Annotated in this window: 12 protein-coding genes; 6 read left to right on the top strand and 6 right to left on the bottom strand. The window is 40.0% G+C overall.

Features of this window, described 5'->3' with window-relative positions; translation table 11 throughout:
• The first annotated feature begins 42 nt into the window (after positions 1–42).
• The 4 genes from ANA7108_RS0103275 (at position 43) to ANA7108_RS0103250 (ending at position 8,072) form a co-directional block, all read left to right on the top strand.
• A complete protein-coding gene (locus ANA7108_RS0103275) occupies positions 43–1,431 on the top strand; it encodes an ammonium transporter (protein WP_026103961.1) in 1,389 nt (462 codons plus the stop codon).
• 266 nt (positions 1,432–1,697) lie between these two features.
• Positions 1,698–2,567, top strand: a complete 870-nt coding sequence (locus ANA7108_RS0103270) for an SGNH/GDSL hydrolase family protein (protein ID WP_084776860.1) — start codon at positions 1,698–1,700, stop codon at positions 2,565–2,567.
• Between the two features lie 297 nt (positions 2,568–2,864).
• Positions 2,865–4,073 (top strand): 4-hydroxy-3-methylbut-2-enyl diphosphate reductase, encoded by a 1,209-nt coding sequence (locus ANA7108_RS0103255; protein ID WP_016949332.1) that lies wholly within the window; start codon positions 2,865–2,867, stop codon positions 4,071–4,073.
• A 1,635-nt stretch (positions 4,074–5,708) separates the two neighbouring features.
• Positions 5,709–8,072, top strand: coding sequence for a hypothetical protein (locus ANA7108_RS0103250; protein ID WP_016949331.1), 2,364 nt, complete (start codon positions 5,709–5,711; stop codon positions 8,070–8,072).
• Positions 8,073–8,089: 17 nt separating this feature from the next.
• Here ANA7108_RS0103250 and ANA7108_RS0103245 read toward each other — a convergent pair whose 3' ends face one another.
• Positions 8,090–8,281 carry a hypothetical protein gene (locus tag ANA7108_RS0103245; RefSeq protein WP_016949330.1) on the bottom strand — a complete coding sequence of 64 codons (192 nt, stop codon included), beginning with the start codon at positions 8,279–8,281 and terminating at the stop codon, positions 8,090–8,092.
• Between the two features lie 358 nt (positions 8,282–8,639).
• Here ANA7108_RS0103245 and thrC point away from each other — a divergent pair, with 358 nt between their 5' ends.
• On the top strand, positions 8,640–9,731 hold the full coding sequence (gene thrC / locus ANA7108_RS0103235) for a threonine synthase (RefSeq protein ID WP_016949328.1): 1,092 nt from the start codon (positions 8,640–8,642) through the stop codon (positions 9,729–9,731).
• Positions 9,732–10,071: 340 nt separating this feature from the next.
• Here the strand turns inward: thrC and ANA7108_RS0103230 are convergent, their stop codons facing one another.
• Together ANA7108_RS0103230 and ANA7108_RS0103225 are read right to left on the bottom strand one after the other, a co-directional pair.
• Positions 10,072–11,103, bottom strand: a complete 1,032-nt coding sequence (locus ANA7108_RS0103230) for a hypothetical protein (RefSeq protein ID WP_016949327.1) — start codon at positions 11,101–11,103, stop codon at positions 10,072–10,074.
• A 280-nt stretch (positions 11,104–11,383) separates the two neighbouring features.
• Positions 11,384–14,014, bottom strand: a complete 2,631-nt coding sequence (locus tag ANA7108_RS0103225; protein WP_016949326.1) for a trans-splicing intein-formed DNA polymerase III subunit alpha N-terminal partner DnaE-N — start codon at positions 14,012–14,014, stop codon at positions 11,384–11,386.
• Positions 14,015–14,175: 161 nt separating this feature from the next.
• Between ANA7108_RS0103225 and ANA7108_RS0103215 the strand changes: the two genes are divergently transcribed.
• Positions 14,176–15,471, top strand: a complete 1,296-nt coding sequence (locus ANA7108_RS0103215; protein WP_016949324.1) for a dicarboxylate/amino acid:cation symporter — start codon at positions 14,176–14,178, stop codon at positions 15,469–15,471.
• Positions 15,472–16,039: 568 nt separating this feature from the next.
• Here the strand turns inward: ANA7108_RS0103215 and ANA7108_RS0103205 are convergent.
• From ANA7108_RS0103205 to ANA7108_RS0103195, 3 genes are all read right to left on the bottom strand, one after another.
• Entirely contained in the window at positions 16,040–17,119 is a 1,080-nt protein-coding gene (locus ANA7108_RS0103205) for an Hpt domain-containing protein (protein ID WP_016949322.1), read from the bottom strand.
• A 353-nt stretch (positions 17,120–17,472) separates the two neighbouring features.
• A complete protein-coding gene (locus tag ANA7108_RS0103200; RefSeq protein WP_026103960.1) occupies positions 17,473–19,185 on the bottom strand; it encodes a diflavin flavoprotein in 1,713 nt (570 codons plus the stop codon).
• Positions 19,186–19,433: 248 nt separating this feature from the next.
• A complete protein-coding gene (locus ANA7108_RS0103195; protein WP_016949320.1) occupies positions 19,434–21,152 on the bottom strand; it encodes a diflavin flavoprotein in 1,719 nt (572 codons plus the stop codon).
• Between the last annotated feature and the right edge of the window lie 134 nt (positions 21,153–21,286).

Genomic DNA, 21,286 nt, shown 5'->3' with positions numbered 1-21,286 from the left:
ATTTAAGTAACGTCCAGTGATTGGTGCATAGGAACAAAAAAAGTGCTGAAGAAATTTGTAATGATTGGGGTTTTGACCGGATTTTTGTTAGCATTCCCACTGCTGGGTAGTGCATTAGCCCAAGGAACAGCCACTCCCCCTGCTCCTGATACTGGAGACACAGCATTTATGCTGATTTCCTCAGCACTAGTAATGCTGATGACACCAGGCTTGGCTTTTTTTTATGGTGGGTTTGTGCGATCGCGCAATATCCTCAACACCTTAATGATGAGTTTTGTCTTGATGGCCATTGTCGGAGTCACCTGGGTTCTTTGGGGTTATAGCCTCTCCTTTGCCCCTGGTTTGCCCTTCATCGGTGGCTTACAGTGGTTAGGTTTAAACGGTGTTGGTTTAGAAACCACAGGTTATCTAGAAGGTTCAGCCCCTGCGGAAGTTGTTTCCTATGCCGGAACAATACCTCATCAAGCCTACATGATCTATCAAGCCATGTTTGCAATTATCACCCCAGCTTTAATTTCCGGGGCGATCGCTGAACGGATGAGTTTTCGAGCCTATTGCTTATTTGTGCTATTGTGGTCAACCTTTATCTACACACCCCTAGCGCACATGGTTTGGGCTAAAGGTGGATTCTTGAGTTTATATGGTGGATTAGGCGCTCTTGACTTTGCTGGTGGCACAGTCGTACATATTAGTTCTGGAGTTTCTGCACTCGTCGCCGCCATCGTCCTCGGACCTCGGAAAAACCACCCAGATCGTCTGAGTCCACCCCATAATGTCCCCTTTATTTTATTAGGTGCTGGCTTACTTTGGTTTGGCTGGTTTGGTTTTAATGCTGGTAGCGCCTTATCTGCAGGTAGTGTCGCCACAGTCGCCTTTGTCGCTACAAATACATCTGCCGCTGCTGGTGCGTTGATGTGGCTAATTTTAGAAGCCACTCTCAGAGGTAAACCCACCGCTGTTGGTGCAGCCACAGGTGCAGTAGCTGGTTTGGTAGGGATTACTCCAGCCGCAGGATTTGTCACACCCTTGTCAGCTATTTTGATTGGGCTTATGACCGCCCTTGTTTGCTTTTATGCGGTGAGTTTCAAGCACAAGCTTAATATTGATGATGCCTTAGATACCTATCCTGTACATGGTGTTGGGGGAACATTGGGGGCAATTTTAACCGCCTTTTTCGCCACCACTGAAGTCAACTCCGGTGGGAAAGAAGGTGTATTGCGTGGTAACTTCGGGGAATTATTCGTAGAACTAGGAGCGATCGCCATAGCCTATATCATCGCCGCTGTTGGCACATGGCTGATCCTCAAATTTATTGATTCTACAATCGGACTGCGTGTGAAGGAAGAAACAGAAAATCAAGGTTTGGATATTAACGAACACGGAGAAGAAGGTTATAACTCCGAGTTTGGCGATCGCATAAATCTTTCCTAGTCCTAAGATTAGGAATACACAGACGAGTAGATGCGAAGATTCATGTTTTCTGTAGCGACTGTCTTGATTGTCAAGCGATCGCTACTAATCAAGGCTGTTTTCAATTTGGTGAAGACATTGTAAATTAAAGAGATTTTCCTAACCTACCGGGAAACTCCCATGAATCAAAATTGCTAAAGTTTGTTAGCCTGATGTACATTTAACTTACTCGCCATCAGACTGACGACAGAAGTCATTTTGATTTTTTTATTTTTAATTTTTTAGTCGTGTCCACTCCTGTAAAAACATTTCCTGTCTGGGGATTTTTCTTACTGATCACCAATGGTATCTTGATGTTGTCCGTCATCCTGCTGATTTGGCGACAGCAGCAATTGACCACTGCGTTTGCAACCACAACTTCTCCAGCACCAGTCAACCTCAACAATATAAACCGACCTGTAGTATCGGAGTTAGGCCCTCGCCATAAACTTAACTATCGACAATGGTTAGATGTCCTCAAACAAGAAGCAACAGTAGCGGCTGCTAAGTCTCCTCAGCATTTAACTATAATGGCTGGAGATTCTCTGAGTTTGTGGTTTCCACCGGAGTTATTACCAGAAGATAGAACTTGGCTAAATCAGGCTATATCCGGTGAAACTAGCGATGGACTATTAAAAAGATTAGATTTATTTGACCAGACTCAGCCAGAGACAATTTTAGTAATGATTGGTATTAATGACCTCATTCGAGGCGTAAGTGATCAGGAAATTTTAGCCAATCAGCGGCAAATTCTCCGTTATTTGCGAAGGAATCACCGCCAATCGCAAATCTTTGTCCAATCAATATTACCTCATGGGGGAGAGGAAGCAACATGGGAAGGAAAGGCGAAATTACTCGCTATTCCCAATAGTCGCATTCGCCAATTAAATGAAGAAATACAAAAAATAGCAACTAGACAAGATGTCAAATATCTGGATTTACATCCCTTGTTCACCAATAAGCAAGGTAATCTCAACCAGGAATTGACTACTGATGGTTTACATCTCAATCCTCAAGGCTATCTAGTCTGGCGAACTGCATTGCAGATTTATAACAACAAGCAATTAGCACCCCAACGTCAAGAAAACCAGCTAGGGACTAGTCGAGAGAGGATTTAATAGGGAAGACGCGGGGACGCGGGGACGCGGAGATGGGGAGATTGGGAGACACGGGGACGCGGAGATGGGGAGACACGGGGACGCGGGGACGCGGGGACGCGGAGACACGGGGACGCGGGGACGCGGGGAGACGGTGAGATGGGGAGATGGGGAGATGGGGAGATTGGGAGATTGGGAGATTGGGAGATTGGGAGATTGGGAGACGGGGAGTTTTTTTAATAGATAACTGATTTATCCATCTAAATCGCCCCTTGGCACGAGAAAATAAGAAAAAGTGATTTTAGTGGCAAAACCTAAATGGATACCAAAGCTTTTAAACGTAGCCTACAACATTCAGAAAATTACAACCGCAAAGGGTTTGGTCATCAAGCCGAAGTAGCTACCCAGTTGCAGTCCGAGTATCAAAGCAACTTGATTCAGCAAATACGCGATCGCAACTACACTCTCCAAAGAGGTAATGTTACCATCCGACTAGCACAAGCTTTTGGCTTTTGCTGGGGTGTAGAACGTGCAGTCGCCATGGCCTATGAAACTCGTCAGCACTTCCCCACAGAACGCATTTGGATTACCAATGAAATTATTCACAATCCCTCTGTGAATCAGCGAATGCAGGAAATGGAAGTACAATTTATCCCTGTTGAAGCTAATACAAAGGACTTTTCTATTGTTGATCAAGGTGATGTGGTAATCCTACCAGCTTTTGGTGCCAGCGTTCAAGAAATGCAAATTTTGCATGATAAAGGCTGCAAAATAGTTGATACTACTTGTCCGTGGGTTTCTAAAGTTTGGAATACCGTTGAAAAACACAAAAAAGGCGAATACACTTCCATTATTCATGGTAAATATAAGCACGAGGAAACCGTTGCTACTAGTTCCTTTGCTGGGAAATACCTGATTGTATTGAATTTACAAGAAGCAGAATATGTAACTAACTATATTCTTAATGGTGGCAACCGAGAAGAATTTTTAGCGAAATTTGCTAAAGCTTGTTCCGCTGGATTTGATCCTGACAAAGATTTAGAAAAAGTGGGTATTGCTAACCAAACTACCATGCTTAAAGGTGACACCGAGAAAATTGGTAAAATCTTTGAGAGAACCATGATGCAGAAATATGGACCAACAGCATTAAATCTGCATTTCCAAAACTTTAATACCATCTGCGATGCTACCCAAGAACGTCAAGATGCGATGTTAGAATTAGTGGAAGATAATCTAGATTTAATGGTCGTAATTGGTGGGTTTAATTCATCAAATACTACTCAATTACAACAAATTGCTTTTGATCGCAGTATTCCTTCTTATCACATTGATTGTGTTGAGCGGATTAAATCTGGTAAGTCCATTGAACATCGGCAATTAACAGGAGATTTGGTAACAACAGAAAACTGGTTACCAACAGGAGAAATAGTCGTGGGTATAACCTCTGGTGCTTCTACACCTGATAAAGTTGTAGAAGATATCATTGAGAAAATTTTTGCTCTAAAAGATACCGCAGCTTTAGTTTAATAAGTCGCGCATACATAGCAGAAGTTAGGAATGTATCGATTTAGTTTTTCTATTCCTTGCATTTGCCAAAAATAAAGGACGGGATAAATACCCGTCCGTACTAATAGCTTGAAAGTGGTAATACACCTTGGAATAAGAAACAAAAATAACAAATTTAAGATTCAATAGGTTGTCAGGATAGCAAATGAAATCAACAAAAATAACATCGATTTAGATCGTGCTAATTGTCTTTATTCATTATTAATCCTAAGCATTTTACTTAGGATAACATAGGTATTTTATCATTTTCTGCCAAATTGCCAAATCCCCAAAAATAAACAAATAAAGACGGACTTTACTGTGTCTGTAGTATAAAATTTAAAAACATCTTGGTAATTTCTGCAATATATCAAGCTACTGTGATAGATAAGTGCAAAAATGCCAAATACCTACTAATCACAGTTATATAGCAGGTAAGAGTCTGAAAAGTCTTTTGGTGTCCTAACCGCCCTGTGTATTGTCATAACTTGTTGAAAGTTAAAAATTGTTTCCCGTTTTCTATTAACAGTAAAAATCAACAAGTATGGAAATTATCAATAGTTTTACATTTACGACCTTAACCATAAAGTAGGCATTTTTGCAGGGTAAAAACAGAAACAGAACAAAGTTTTCTTCCCGGAATTTTCTTAACTGTTAAGGTATAGCACATTATCAGCTTTCAAGATATTTGTACACATCCCATAGGAAGATGCTTCAATAAAACCAGACAGGTTAAATTAGGTTGGGATGTTGTTATGCACTGGATTTATATGAAGGTTTGGTGGCTAACCAAACCTTTTTTATATTTAGATAACTCGTGATATACTCCACACACTCCCAAGGCTCCTGCGTCGCCACGCAAGCTATAGGCACACTGACGCGAACGGGTAAGTGTGGGCAACGAGCGTGACTCTTCTATGAAGACGTTGACTGAGCTTTAAAACCCTGCGCCCACCGTTCTTTGGTTGAGCCAAACAATTAGCTTTTATTTTAATAGGCTGCTTTTCAGCATTTAATTGGATTACATTTACTTGTTAAAATTATATCAAATATTTGTTTGGAAAAAACCAAGAAATATTCATATCATGTCCGCCTAATCACTTATCAAAAAAAATTCTCCGCGTCCCCGTGTCTTGAGCGTCAGTCTAAATGATAAGTATAGGACTTACGCACTGTACGAATCTGCCATGATGTGAATGAACGAAATTGCGTCGTTTTCGCCTTTGGGAATAACTTATTGAGTAAGGTGCGTCAGATAGAGAGAATCTGTTTTTTGTGAAAATATCGTGTCTGACGCACCCTACAAGAAATATAATTCATATTACATATTTGAGGAATCTTGTCAATGCGTAAGTCATAAAGTATTCAACTGGACATGATATCATTCCGCACTTCGTGCCGCTTCGCTAACACCGACCAACATTACTGATTTCCCTATGCTTAATTTCGTTCATTTAGATCATGACAGGTTTATACAGTGCCTAAGTCCTAGATAATTAAGCTTTTTGGTAAAATGTAAAAATTTAAACTTAACAATTATGGGCAACTTTGCAAAGTCAGGGTATAAAAGACAAAATACCCAGCCCAAAAGATTATCTAGGGTGACTGAAAACTAAGATGGGAAAGCACTCGCGGAAGCTGACGCAAAAACTTGCTCGAATCAATCAGCCTCGTACAGGTGCGATGAAGAAGAGCGCTAAAAGACCTAAAAAAGAGCCTAAATGGCACAGTTGGCTGTTGTCAACCGTAGCGCTGATGATTTTATTAAGTAGTACTGGTGTCATCATAGCTTTTGGCTGGATTAGTATTCTCTTCATTTTCAACCCAGAACAGGTTAGCTGGCTAAATGAAATTTTACCAGAATGGGCGCAACTTCCACTGAGTCAGAGCGATCGCCCCCAAACTCTCCCAGCAATTCAACTTAGCTTAAGTCAAAAAAACCGCATAGCTGGGGAAATTATATATTTAGATGATCAGCAACAGAAGTCATTTCTACTACCAATCTTCCAAAAACGTGCTAATTGTCAGTCTAATTGTCAAGAACTAGTAGAATTGAGGGTTTATCAGCGCTCCAAGTCCTTAGAATTCCAATTGCATCCAGAAAAATACTACAATCTAGTCACGCAAATGTCTGTGACTGGTCTGACAGAATTCTTTGTGAAATCCCCTTTTGGCGAAATTGCATCAGATACCAACAATCAAGAGGGAAAAAAGAACTTATTTTTCACTGAGATAAAAGCTTTTGAAAACTCTACATCCTTACCAGGATTCTGGTTTAATCTGCGGGGGGAATACAAACAAGAAGATAGTTCTATCGTCTACGGTCAAATTTATTACTACAATCCTGGCAATAGAAGCTTACAGCCAATGTTATCTTGGAAAAACCCCAATGGGCAACTACCTAAATGGGAGCAAGTAACTGGTAGTACCGCAAAAGAGTTAGTTATCGACCAGACTGTAGGTTTAGAACCCCATCTGCAAGTTTACCAAATCAAAGCTGGCGATTTAGTCCCTAATTCTGTGGTGCTGGAAGAAATTAACCTTAAATCAGTATTTGAGGACTTTGGCTATCAAAAATCCCTATTATTAGCCCGAAATGGAATGTGGTCTCCGGCGTTGGCTTGGTTGACATCTCTCCAGAAAAATCGTAAAAAACCTTTTCCAGCGGCTGTACAGGCGCAAATCGATTTAATTCGCCTTCATTCCCAATTCACCAAAAGCCAAGCTGATAAAATTTGGGCTAGTCCCAGTCAGCAAGTATTGACAGATTTAATTGATGGTCGCTGGGAGAAAGCTTTACAGCTATTTACAGCATCTTCTCAAAATGCCCAAGAAATTGCTACCTTGCTGAAAACAGATAGAGGTAGTTTATGGAATCGTACAGCTGTAGCGTTGCGACTCAACCCTAATAGACAATCTGTATTGGCTTGGGCATATTTGATGTTAGCCGTACAACGGGGAGAACAACGTGCTACTTCTTGGTTACAGGAACAACCAAGCATCAATCAGGAAAATCTCACCTATTTTCAAGATTTATTAGCAAAACTCAATTATGAGGTGACAACTACTCATATCAGTCAAATTATTGGTGGGGTACAACAAATTAGCCTAGTTAATGATGCTGATTGGGTACTGATACCGGGAACAGCAGATTTAAAGATTACGGATAACCAGGTATGGTATGAGATAAATGTAAGTGCATTTCATCACCTTGCTAGTTGGCTGAGTTACCCGTTTACTAATTTAAACCCACCAAAATCTCAGTCTAGCCAATTTTGGGCAAACCTATTGGGAATTAGTACTGATCCTACTATCCAAATAATTGTGTGGTTACAGGATGGAGAACAGCAAATTAGTCCTGCGACTATTAAAGCAGTACAACTTCGGAATGGTGTTTTACGGCTTTTAGCTGCTGGTGTGGCTATTCCTCAAACTCAAAATAATTCTCTTCAACCCAAACCTTTAGCTCTCACGCCGGCAGCCTTAGAATGGGTACAACCATCTCCTATTACTGTCCAAGAACTCTATCAACAAAATCCCCAATTAGTCCAGTTAATGCTAGAAAATACATGGCGTTCTTGGCAAAAATCTGGTGATATGCCCCTTAGTGGTGCTGTTCCCAAATTCCCAGAGATGCAGGTAAAAATGGGTGATTGGCCTGTACAACTGATTGATGTCACTAATGACGGTAATCTGGACGTAGTTCTGACTATTTCGGGTGCAGCGATAGAATCATTGAATCAGTCAGCGCCTATCAAACCGTCTATCAAGGGGGGAAATGTAGAAGCTCAAAAACGTCCCCGGACTCTGATTTTCTCGAATACTGGTAAGGTTATCTATAATGACTTTAGCCCAAAATCACAGCAAGCTCTAAGTGCGATCGCTCATCCTGCCAATGACCAATCTCTAATTTTATTGGTAGAAAGTGCTGATAGATACATTCTAAAGCGCTGGTCGGAAACTAATCAGCGCTTTGAATAGCCACTAAATTTTTTAGTTTATTCTTCCTGGTTGCAAGATTCTAGCTTTTGGCTCTTGAGATTCTGTAACTGTTGCAGTAAAGAATCTACTTCTGCTTGTAAATCCATAAACTTCTCTTGCTGGTCGTCTCGATAATAAGCCTTAGTCAGTTTCTTGACTAATTCGCTATGAGATTCGCAACTGGCAACACTGGATGACAAATTGGACATGGTTATACTCATTTGCAAACTTAACTCACACCATTTGAGATATTATAATATTGCTATCTTAAGCTTTCTTAAATCATTGTATACTTTTAATCACATAATCTAATAGATTGTCAGTTAAGTCATAAGAAACTACGATGATAGCGCCTCAGTTCCACCAATGATCTATTGTGCTTTGATAGTTTATACATTCAAGCAACAAGGCAGCGTTCTCAACAGCAGCAGAGGTTTGAAAGAAGAATCATGCAATTTGTAGACGCGGCAGCTGAAGATCGCCATCAGCGTGGTAAAGTTATTGACACCACTAAGATAAAAGACAATTTTCCCATCTTCAATCCCTAGTTAAGAAGTTTTGAATCCTGTGACTTTGAGCTTGTCTGTTGCTAAATCTCATCGCCAACCCTGGCCTGGACTGATAGAAGCCTATCGTGAATACTTGCCTGTCAGTGAAAGCACTCCAGTTGTTACCTTGTTGGAAGGTAACACGCCCTTGATACCAGTGCCAGCGATCGCAGAACGCATTGGCAGACAGGTTAAGGTATTTGTTAAATATGATGGTCTTAACCCTACCGGTAGCTTCAAAGATCGGGGGATGACCATGGCCATTACCAAAGCTAAAGAAGCAGGTGCTAAAGCGGTAATTTGCGCTAGTACAGGTAACACTTCTGCCGCAGCCGCAGCTTATGCTCGCCGTGGGGGAATGAAACCTTTTGTGTTGATTCCTGACGGCTATGTTGCTTTGGGTAAGTTAGCACAAGCATTACTCTATGGGGCTGAGGTATTAGCAATTAAAGGCAATTTTGACCGGGCGTTGGAAATAGTCCGGGAAATGGCAGATAGTTATCCGATTACCTTGGTGAATTCTGTCAACCCCTACCGCTTGGAAGGACAGAAAACAGGCGCATTTGAAGTTGTCGATGCTTTGGGTAATGCTCCCGATTGGTTATGTATACCTGTGGGAAATGCGGGAAATATCACAGCATATTGGATGGGATTTTGTCAATATCATCAAATCGGTAAATGCGATCGCTTACCGAAAATGATGGGCTTTCAAGCTGCTGGTGCTGCACCCTTGGTAAATGGTAAACCAGTAGCAAATCCAGAAACCTTAGCCACAGCAATTAGAATTGGTAATCCTGCTAGTTGGGATAAAGCGATCGCCGCCCAATCAGCCAGTCAGGGAAGCTTCAACGCCGTCACAGACGAAGAAATCCTTGATGCTTATAGACTCCTAGCATCATCAGAAGGTATATTTTGTGAACCTGCCAGTGCGGCTTCTGTGGCAGGGTTATTAAAGGTAAAAGACCAAGTTCCTACAGGTGCAACAGTAGTTTGTGTCCTCACCGGAAACGGTCTTAAAGACCCAGATACAGCAATTAAGCACAGTCACAGTCAATTTAAACAGGGTATTGACGCAGAAGTTAAAGCCGTAGCTGAAGCAATGGGATTTTAGGGGAGGTGGGGAGGTAGGGAAGTCGGGACGCGGAGACGCGGAGACGCGGAGACGCGGTGACGCGGGGAAGTCGGGACGCGGAGACACGGGGACACGGTGACGCGGTGACGCGGGGACACGGTGACGCGGTGACGCGGGGACACGGGGACGCGGTGACGCGGGGAAATTAAGAATTACCTGTCCCTGTTCCCTGTTCCCTGTTCCCTGTTCCCTGTTCCCTGTTCCCTGTTCCCTGTTCCCTGTAACCTGTTCCCTGTAACCTGTTCCCTGTTCCCTGTAACCTGTTTACGAATTACGTTCGCGTAGCGTGCCGTAGGCATTATTACGAATTACGAATTATTTAATTTTTTTCCATCAAAGTCCAGAAATAGCCATCCGGTGCAACAAAGGAAAAACTCAATTCTCCAAATTCATTATTCACAATATCTGTCAAATTTTTGGCATTACTCGCCCGAATTCGGTCAAAATAGGTATGTATTCCCCTGACGCGGTAAGTGTAAAGGCACATTCCCAAACTTCCCGGTTGGGCAGATTCAAAGCGCGACTCTAAGCTGATATGCTCTGGAAAGCGAATGATGTAAAGTCTACCACTGCGTGCTGCCATAAAATCAGACTTGGAAGAACGAGGATCATCAAAAGCCGTAACTATAAACTTTTCCCCAGGATTAAGTTCAAACAAATCTCGACCGACTAAAGAAGATTCATAGGTAGTTTCTACATCATCACGCACACGCAATAAACCCAAAACTTCTTCATAAAAGCGCAGAGTTTCTTTGCTATCATCCTGAACAATCATCCCCATATGGGTAAACTGACTAGTGGCTAAAGCCCCATTGTGATTGATTTTTCCATAATGGGGCATCACATAGCCAAAACGTTGAAATAGCACCTGTCGCGTCAATGGTTGCAGCAACATCATTTCTCGCACCCCAATAGCAGCATCTATAAAAGGACGGCTTTTTCTCTCTTTGTCATAAATCACTTCCCAGTGAGGGTGCGAATACCTGATAGTCGAACCTGCGGCTTTGGCATTTTCTGCATGATTTAAAATTCCTAACAAATCAGCAGTTAAAGCAGTACCCCAACGATTACCCTTAACTTTCATCGAACCGATACCCAATCCTTGATTTGTCGGGTTTTCCCAAACCATCAGCCGAATTAAACCATGATCTGCGTCTTGGTGATAAAGACGAATCGCTTTTAAAGGGGAATTCACCTTGTATAATTGGTAAGCTTCATCTGCATTTAATTCTGCCACTTGCCCAATGCGATAGCCAAATTGTTCCCAATATTGAATTGCTGAAATTGGATCTGGAACGCCAATACAGACTTCATAAATACCTTCAATTGCAGTATTTGTTCCTTGAGTCATAGGATTTTTGTCCTTATCAAGATATTTTTGTCAGAGTATCTCACTTTTAAATTTTTACTTGTTTATCGTAAATTCAAGGTTTTAATACCCCTAAGTCTACAGATAGTCTCAGTTTAGTTGGGTGTTTAATTTTAAATTTTAAATTTAACAGCAGTTTTCATGTATTGAGACCACACCCCAAATTAATTTCTTTCTTCCTTTGCGCCTTTGCTTATTTGTGTCTTTGCGCGAAACTTTAATCAAAGATGTGGTTCATTTACCTAAAAATAGCTGTAAATTTTTACTGTGGCAAATTATGCACCTTTAACAAATCCAAACCCCGTTCAAAAATCTCATCAATCGGCAACATTTCCCCCGCAGTAGTCATAAATTTATGGTCTTTTGTGGCGCGAATTGTTGAACCATCATCTAAACAATATTCATACAATTCCTGTATTCCCCGATCATGCCATTGTGCTATTGGTTGAGTGTAAATATTTCCATTTTTATCAACACTGAACACACTACAATCAATCCTTTTTTCGATAATTTCTCCAATGGGAATCAAACCATATTCAACAGTTAAAACTTCTGTATCGGAACTTAAACAATATTCTGCAAACTTCAACATATCCGCAAATAACTGTTCAGCAACTTGCTTTCTCACACCGTTTTTAGTTGAACCATCAATAAATTTTTCTTCCTGCTTCTGCATTTCCGAAACTTTCTTTTTACCCATAGCCCGACGCAGCAAGTCAGCTTGTCCCAAAGAATAACCAGCCATATCTTGAGCAATTTTCATAATTTGCTCTTGATAGACCATAATTCCATAGGTTTCATTTAATATTGGTTCTAAAATACCTGTTTCATATTCAATCTGTTCTCGTCCATGTTTACGGTTAATAAACTTAGGAATCAATCCTGCATCTAATGGTCCCGGTCGATAAAGTGCCAAAATAGAAGAAATATCTTCAATATTAGAAGGCTTCAAATCTCTAACTATTTGCTTCATTCCCGAAGACTCTAATTGAAATATTCCTTCTAATTCACCAGATTCTAATAAATCATAAGCTTTCTGCACTTCTTTGGGTAAGGTGCTATGCTGACCTTTTGCTAATATATGTTGTGCTTTTCTTTCTTGACCTGTAATTTCATCAGGGTCAATTTTATAACCCTTAGTTTCTTCAATTAAATCAATAGTTTTTTGAATTAGAGTCAGGTTCCGCAAACCGAGAAAATCCATTTTCAACAAACCTAATGATTCCAAATCTTCCATAAAATATTGGGTAATTACAGAACCATCATTATTGCGTTGTAGGGGGACAATTTCATCAAGAGGATCAGCAGAAATCACCACACCAGCAGCGTGAACTCCAAAGGTTTTGTTAGTACCTTCAATTCGCATGGCCATATCCAACCAATGACGAACAGTTGGGTCATTATCATATTTATCTTTAAACTCTTGTGCTGGTGTTTCATCAGAAACCATAACTTTAAGCTTGGTTGGTTTTCCTCGCACCACAGGAATTAATTTCGCCATTTTATCAGCGTCACCATAGGGAACATTTAACACTCTGGCGACATCTTTTAAAACTGCTTTAGATGTTAATCTGTTAAAAGTAATAATTTGAGCAACTCTATCAGCCCCATATTTATTAGTTACATATTCAATGACTTTATCCCGTTTTTCAATACAGAAATCCGTATCAATATCAGGCATTGACTTTCGTTCTGGGTTCAAAAAGCGCTCAAATAATAAACCATGATGTACAGGGTCAATATTAGTAATTCGCATTGCATAAGCAACCAAAGAACCAGCCGCAGAACCTCGTCCTGGTCCCACAGGAATATTATTATCTCGTGCAAACTTGATGTAATCCCACACAACTAAAAAGTATGTAGAAAAACCCATTTTTTGCAGCATTTTTAATTCATATTCCAATCTTTCTTTATAAACTTGATCTACTTCGCTACGAGATTTACGATTTAATCTATCTAGAAGTCCTTGCCAAGCAATTTCTTCTGTATAAGTGTCAGGAGTGTGACCAGATGGAATTGGAGGAGTAGGAATTTTCGGCTCATCCATAATATGATAAGGCTCAACTTTATCCGCTACTTCGACCGTTGTAGCTATAGCTTCCGCAATGACATCATCAGTTAAATGGTCACGAAATAGCGCCTTCATCTCATCAGCAGATTTGAGATATTCTGTGCCGCTATATCGCATTCTTTTATCTTCACTAATTAGCTGTCCTGTTTGAATACATAGCAAAGCATCATGGGCTTCTACGTCAAAACAAGAAATATAATGTGAATCATTAGTAGCAATAAATTTAATTCCTAATTCCCGTGCTATTTTGACAATTTCAACATTAACAATTCGGTCTTCTTGAGAACCGTGATCTTGAATTTCTAAATAAAAATCTTCACCAAAAACTTCTTTATACCATTTAGCAACTTTTCGGGCTGCATCTGGTCGATTACTAAGTATGGCTTGGGGAATTTCTCCACCTAAACAAGCGCTGGTAACAATTAAACCTTCATGATATTGTTTAAGCAAATCTTTATTAATACAAGGACGGGAAAAAATACCTTTACCTTGTACACCTTGAAGGTGAGAAATTGTAGTGATTTTAACTAAGTTTTTATAGCCTTTTGTATTTTTAGCTAAAACGACTTGATGATATTTGGGACGGCGTTCTTGTTTTTCAATATCACCGTTAATAATATACATTTCATTGCCAATAATTGGCTTAACATTCTTATTGCGGCAGATTTTAATTAATTCAACTGCACCATACATGACACCATGATCTGTGAGTGCGATCGCTTTCATACCCAGTGCGATCGCTCTATCTACTAATTCTGGTAACTGACTGGCTCCATCGAGCAAACTATAGTCACTATGAATATGCAAAGGGACAAAAGACATATAATTTTATATTTTGTTTATATTTTGGATTTTAGATTGACTTTATCAATACGGGATACCAGCTTAACAGTTTTTACCCTCAATGACCGCTTTCCTATTCCCGGAATTTTTATGGTTGCCGGTGATGTTTTAATAGTTACAGCCATTTAATAGCATCTAGTATGAGCGAAACAGAGAATACTAACTCACCCGGAACTAAAAACCTGTCATGGTGGCAGCGTATTCCCCTCACCTTACAAATTATTATTGCTCTCGTGCTGGCAATTATCCTCGGCATTGCCCTAGGTGCGGGGAATCCTAGCCCCAGCAACGCTATCTTCATCACTAATTTAGCAATTCCTGCCGAATTAATCCTCAAGGCACTCCGCGCCCTAGCCACACCGCTGATTTTAGTAGCGGTGCTGCATACCTTCATGACTACAAATATCCCTGGGACAGCGGGAAGGAAGTTAGCAGTATTACTCTTAACCAACACCACAGTAGCTATCGTTATAGGGCTTTTAGTTGCCAACATCCTGCGTCCAGGAACTTGGGGAACTTTAGTAGACCCAGGCAGCACACAAATCACTCCTCAAAGTTTCGACCCTTGGGGATTATTTAAAGATGCTGTACCAGATGCCATACTCAAGCCATTAGTTGATAATAATGTAATCCAATTAATTATCATTGCCCTCAGTTTTGGTATCGTTCTGCGGGGTTTAAAATCAGAACAAATCAACCAAGGCAAAAAAGAATACCAGTCCATTGAAAATGTCATCGCCACATTATTTGAAGCAATCATCCGCATTTTGAACTGGGTAATTGCCTTAGTGCCTTTAGCTGTTTTTGGTATTGTTGCTAAAATCATTGCTGAAAGAGGTTTTGCACCTTTTCAATCTTTAGCCGCATTTATTATCGCGGTGCTGGTGGCTTTGTTTTTACAAGCTTGTTATTATCTCACCAGAGTCAAATTGGGTTCTTGGGTAAACCCAATCAAGTTTTTAGCTGGTGGTGCTGATGCCTTCTTAACAGCTTTTTCCACTTCTTCTTCAACAGTAGCAATGCCGATCACCTTTGAGGTTTTACAAACAAAAATTGGTTTGAGAGAATCTTCTGCATCTTTGGGAGCTTTAGTTGGCGCAAATTTCAATAATGATGGAACTGCTCTTTATGAAGCCATGTCTGCATTATATATTTCTCAGGTGATCGGGCAACATTTAAGTTTAGGTCAGCAATTAATTGTAGTTCTCACGTCCATTTTTGCTTCTGTAGGTGCAGCAGGTATTCCCAATGCTGGACTAGTAACAATGACTTTGGTTTTTAGTTCTGTGGGTTTACCGACAGATTATATAGCATTACTAGTAACTGTAGACTGGTTTTTAGATCGTTGTCGCACTGCAATCAATGTCATGGGAGATATGACTGTCAGTGCTTTATTAGATGGCAAAAAACCCCGTTCTATAGACGACGAGGCTTAAGTAGTCCGGTGTGTCGTTGGGAGAACGAGGGAGGACGCGGAGATGGGGAGACGCTCCAGACGCGGGGAAATTAAGAATTACCTGTTACCTGTCACCTGTTACCTGTCACCTGTCACCTGTTCCCTGTTCCCTGTCACCTGTCACCTGTTCCCTGTCACCTGTTACCTGTCACCTGTCACCTGTTCCCTGTTCCCTGTTTACGAATTACGAATTACGAATTATTTTGATTAGCTAATGTTGTTGGGGTCCTTTAGCGTCAGAATGTTTAGCCAAACACCTTTCTAAAAGTCCAATTCGCCAGATTAGTGCGAAACGCTGGGGATTCCAAATTAATTTAGTATCACGGCTAAATAAGGGTTGGTTCAAATAATGCCAAAGAGGAAATTTAATTTTTGTGTGTTTGGGAGCCATAGGAGGAAAAAAAATACTATAAAATAGCTTTGGCAGTAGCTGGCATTTGATTAAAAAAGTCAACTATCAATACCTTTATAATTAAAGATTAAACTAGGATTTAGCAATTGTCTTGGTGGCAATTACAGAATTTAAGAAAATTTTACTTTTGCTTTTTTTAAGAAAGTGCAAGCGAATCCTGTGCTTGTCTTGGATATGAAGACTGTAAAGGCTGAACACTGAAAAGAAAATTTTGATATGCCATAGACATTTGTCTAGCCACTTCATCAACTGGGACGCTACCTGGACTAGTCCCCAAACCAGGAACAACAACTGTATTTATTTGTTTTTGTAAACAATTACAATAAGTTTGGTTATGTTTGCGAATGGCTAAAAGAGTTGACCACAGTCCTTGATAAACGTGATCTTTACCAGCTATTGACATTTGCATTCTCAGAGTGGGACTATGGGCAATAAATGGATGTAAAGCATGATTTGTTTCTACAATTAAAGATGTGCCGATAGGTTGATCTCCCAAATACTCTTCCTGAATGCGTTTTTGTAATAATGTTTCTACGTCTTTACCAAAAAAATTTAGTACTGTAGAATCAATATTATTGGCGGAATTTAAAGAACTAGCAGCAGTAACTATACAATCAAAAAAAGATAACTCTTCAAAAGTTCCATTGACGATTTTTACATTGGGTAAGCCTTCAAAATAATCGGCGAAAGCTCTACATAAAAAGTTTTTAGTATCTAATAAAATCAGCTTTAATGGTATATCATAACTCCAGTTTTCACAGACATCTATGTTAGTTATTTTGGCTTTATAGTTAGTTTTATCAATCAGAAAAAGTAAATGAGAGTTGAGAACTGTAAAAACAGCATCAGTATTCAAAGTAATATCAACTACTTTGGCTGCATTTAAACCATCATTTGCTTTAATTACCGTAACTAATCTTTTGATAGCATGATAAATATCCAAGAATAGTAATTGTAGAGGTTCGTCGGCAATAATCGGATAACGCAGTAATTTCAGACAATCTTCTAGATGAGATACAATTTTTTGCAAACTGGTAAATCCTAGCATTGCTGCGCCACCTTTCATACTAAAAGTAGCACTGAATATGGCATTTAATTCTTCTCTATCATCAATAGTGTTTTGTAAATTGTATAAACCTTTGTAGATTGTGTTGAGATGCTCTTCTGATTCTTCTATAAAGTAGCTGATGATTTTTTGAAATTCTTTTGGTTTCATAGCTGTAATAATTGTTGTAGTTTTTATAATGTATAAAATTATAAAAATTTAGCAATTTCTACTAATATTATATTTATATCTGATTGACTATCAGGGCTATTTCATAGTCACATATATAGCAACGAACAGGGCGGCTAGGACACCAAGTGATTATAAAACCTAGACACCAAAAGACTCTTCAGACTGTCACCTGTCACCTGCTATACAATTATTCCTCAGTCAAGAGATGACTTGATCTGGCACTGTATTTAAACTACCCACTTTTAACTTGATTCATATCGTCAACACCAAAATAAAACCACCTTGGTAATTACTCAAGGCGGTTAGGTTATTTAATTTATACCTTTTGGTAATTAATAGTGTGTACCTGTTTTGCGGTGGTTGATAGCAGTCATAGCATCAGCCTTGAGTAATTTACCGTTATCCACTGTTGCATATACTACCCAATGATCGCCGCATTCAAGACGTTGGCTAACTGAACATTCCAGATAAGCTGATGCGTCAGTGAGAATTGTACAGCCGTTTTCTGCTTCTACAGTCTGGAAGTTAGCAAATCTATTTTCTCCGGGGGCGAAATTCTTGCGGAAATGCTTCATGTAATCTACATGAACACCTTCAGGGAGAATATTGAGAGCAAATTTTCCACCAGGATACATAAGAGATTCTACGGCTCGGTCTTTAGCGATCGCAACTGTAATTCCTGGTGGATTAAAAGTAGCTTGAGAAACCCAAGCGCCTAGCATTCCTGTGGAAACTTCTCCTTGCTTGGCTGTCACCACACAGACAGAACCAATAATCCGCCCTACAGCTTGTTCTGTTGGGGTAGCAGATTGTTGGGGTACACGAACTTTTTTGGCTTTTTTCAAACCTTGAGCAAAATCTGTACCGATTTCTTCACATAATTTGAGTGTAACTTCATCAGGCTTAAATTTTACCTTCAAGGTATCAAAGCCAAACCGATATCCAGCATCTCGGAGTTTACCTTCAACCAAGTCTAAGGCTTCACCACTCCAACCGTAGGAACCAAATACCCCAGCCAGTTTGCTATTGTCACCGGTAGAGAGAACAATACCCAAAGCTGTGTGAATAGGAGTAGGTGCATGACCACCAATGGTGGGAGTACCTATAATAAAAGCATCTGCTTTTTCTACAGTATTACGAATATCATCAGGTAGGGCAAATTCACAGTTAATTGATTGAACTGCAACCCCACCTTTAGTTAATCCTAGCGCCATAGCTTGCGCTAAAATTGCAGTATTGCCATAAGCTGAAGCGTAAAGTAACGCTACGGAAATTTCCCGATTCTTTTGGGAAAGACTCCATTCTCCATAGGCTTTTGTCAGTTCAATTAAGCCGGTGCGAATTAACGGCCCGTGACCAACAGCATACATTCTCACTTGCAAATCGGAGATTTTCTCCAAAGCTGCTTCTACATGGATTGCATGGGGAGCCATTAAGCAATTAAAGTAGTAACGCTGGTCTTCTTTAAAGCTTTCTGAGTTGTCATCAAATACCTCATCTCCACAGATATGTACTCCAAATAATTTATCTGTGTAGAGAATTTGGGTTTGTTGGTCGTAGGTACAAAGTGCTTCTGGCCAATGGGGACTAGGTGTAGGTAAGAATTTTAAAATATGACCTTTACCCAAATCTAAATTTTCTTTTCCTTTCATGACCAAAACTTTGATATCTTGGTCTAGAAAAGCCGCCCGTAAATTAGCAGATGCAGGCAAAGAACAAACAAAAGTTATTTGTGGTGCAAGTTCTAACAGTGCTTTTAAAGTTGGTACACGGTTGGGACTAAAATGACCCAAAATCACATAATCCAACTTTCTGAAGTTAACTGTATCCTGTAATGCTTCCAGATAAATTGCGGTGAAACTTTCCCCTGGAGGATCAATCAAGGCAGTTTTATCGGCTTCTATTAAATAGCAATTGGAGGTAGTTCCTCTTTCAAGTGCATATTCAATTTCAAACCTTAGACGTGACGCACTTCTGGCTCTAATAACTTTGGTGTTTGTGGCAATAGGTAGAATTTGTACGTCGCGTGGTTTGGAATTGCTCATAGGTTTTTGTTGTGGAGAAAAAACTTGTGACAACCAATTTTTAGCAGATTCAAAAGCGTTAGAAAGAGGATCTGGGAAGCTCATAATAATTATGAAATATTTGCAGGAAAATATCTGTGCATTGCAATTCAAAATTTAAACATTAGTAATTAGTAATTCATAATTCATAATTAGATTTTTAATTACAAATTACGAATTACGAATTACGTTCGCGAAGCGTTTCCGCAGGAAATATTACAAATTACGAATTAGTAGTAATTCCCTACTTTGCGATGGCGTACTGCTGTGATTCCATCAGGCTTGGAAACACGTCCATCTTCGACTGTGCAGTATAAAATCCAATGGTCGCTACATTCCATGCTGGTGACAACTTCACATTCCATGTATGCGAGTGCGTCTGTAAGAATGGGTGAACCGTTTTTGGCGGTTTGGGTTTTCACGCCGGCGAATCTATCTGCACCGGGATGTAACCGCTTGAGGAAATGCTTTTTCAGGTCTTGATAGTTTCCTTCTTCCAAGACATTGAGAACAAAGCGATCGCCTAATTGGAGTAAGTTATCAATAGCCCGGTCTTTGGCCACGGCTATTGTGAAGCCTAAAGGCTGTAAACTAGCTTGTGTCACCCAGGAAGCGATCATTGCTCCACTCATATCACCTTTTTTGGCGGTGACAATATACAAGCCACTGCTAATTCTACCCAACGCTTTTTCCATGTTCACGTCGAGAGACTTGATTTGTTTGATGTTGCGTTCTCGCATGATCAATTGTCCCAAGTCTGTACCAGCTTCTCCACAAAGTTGGTAGGTTGATGCACTGGGAACTTCTTTTATCCGAATTGCTGGGAAGCCTTCTTTGACACCTAAATCAATAAATTTACGACGTAGGGTATCAATGGGTTCATCATCGCCACCATAACATTCAAATAGTCCTACTACTTGCTTATTTTTGGCGACTGATAACAATGAACTCATTCCAGCTTGAGCTGCTATGGAGGTAGTTGGAGGCATTCCGATAATAATACCCGATGCTCTACCTGCTAGTTCTTGAATTTCTTGGAGTTCTGCTGTGTTGAGATCAATTACTTCTACTCCCACTCCAGCTTTTTGGATACCTTCAGAAATCGCCATAGCCAAGCGATCGCTATATCCATATTCTGAAACATAGAATAAACCAACTACAGTCTCTGCTATAGCTTGTTTTTGGCTCCAGTTTTGATAACACTCTGTCAGCAGATCTAGATTATGATGCAGTAATGGACCATGTCCGTTAGCAATTATTTTGATTTTACCAAGTTCACCCATTCTCTTCATTGCATTCAATAGAGAACGAGCATTAGGACCCATTAAGCAATCGTAATAAAATCGGAAGTCGGCTTCAATCGCTTCTAAGTCTTCGTCAAAGGTGCGATTGTCGCAGAAATGCATTCCAAATGCATCACAGGTATACAGGATTTGGGTTTGGCGATCAAAGCTGAAAATCGTGTCAGGCCAGTGTAAATTGGGCGCACTGACGAATTCGATTTCATGTCCTTTACCAATATCGATGCGATCGCCACTTTTGACAATTCGCTTGGAAAAAGGATCATGTACTAAACCTTCCAAAAACTGAAGCGCTACTTTAGAAGCTAAAACAGTTGCTCTCGGTGCTAACTGTAATACATCTTCTACCAAACCGCTATGATCTGGTTCTGTGTGGCTGACAATAATGTAATCAATTGTCTTGGGGTTAACAATACCTTTGAGGGTTTCTAAATACAGGTGACGAAACTTCTGATGAGAAGTATCAATCAAAACTGTTTGTTCACCCCTAATTAAATATGAATTATAGGTTGTGCCGTTTTGCAGTCCAAATTCAATATCAAAACGATCTCGATCCCAATCAAGAGAGCGAATCGCCGTTGTATTAGGGGCAATTTCTACAGTTTGTATAGTTAACCGGGGCTGAACTTTCTCTGAGATCGCTACCATGATTCGTCTCCGAGTCCAAATAATATTCTTTTCTCAATCCATTCTCTTCCTAAAGTGTTTTTAAAGTTGTAATCAAGAATAGATTTTGAGAAATTTAACTTGTATCAAATAATGCTCTTTTTCAGCATATTTTT

The organism is Anabaena sp. PCC 7108 (genome assembly GCF_000332135.1).
GTDB lineage: Bacteria > Cyanobacteriota > Cyanobacteriia > Cyanobacteriales > Nostocaceae > Anabaena.
The sequence above is the reverse complement of the archived record's forward strand: the minus strand, read 5'-3'. Positions and strand labels throughout refer to the sequence as shown.

Excerpts from the sequence above, each read along its gene's own strand:
- ANA7108_RS0103255 (WP_016949332.1), top strand. The coding sequence starts at position 2,865 with ATGGATACCAAAGCTTTTAAACGTAGCCTACAACATTCAGAAAATTAC.
- ANA7108_RS0103250 (WP_016949331.1), top strand. The coding sequence starts at position 5,709 with ATGGGAAAGCACTCGCGGAAGCTGACGCAAAAACTTGCTCGAATCAAT.
- ANA7108_RS0103245 (WP_016949330.1), bottom strand. The coding sequence starts at position 8,281 with ATGTCCAATTTGTCATCCAGTGTTGCCAGTTGCGAATCTCATAGCGAA.
- ANA7108_RS0103230 (WP_016949327.1), bottom strand. The coding sequence starts at position 11,103 with ATGACTCAAGGAACAAATACTGCAATTGAAGGTATTTATGAAGTCTGT.
- ANA7108_RS0103225 (WP_016949326.1), bottom strand. The coding sequence starts at position 14,014 with ATGTCTTTTGTCCCTTTGCATATTCATAGTGACTATAGTTTGCTCGAT.
- ANA7108_RS0103215 (WP_016949324.1), top strand. The coding sequence starts at position 14,176 with ATGAGCGAAACAGAGAATACTAACTCACCCGGAACTAAAAACCTGTCA.
- ANA7108_RS0103205 (WP_016949322.1), bottom strand. The coding sequence starts at position 17,119 with ATGAAACCAAAAGAATTTCAAAAAATCATCAGCTACTTTATAGAAGAA.
- ANA7108_RS0103200 (WP_026103960.1), bottom strand. The coding sequence starts at position 19,185 with ATGAGCAATTCCAAACCACGCGACGTACAAATTCTACCTATTGCCACA.
- ANA7108_RS0103195 (WP_016949320.1), bottom strand. The coding sequence starts at position 21,152 with ATGGTAGCGATCTCAGAGAAAGTTCAGCCCCGGTTAACTATACAAACT.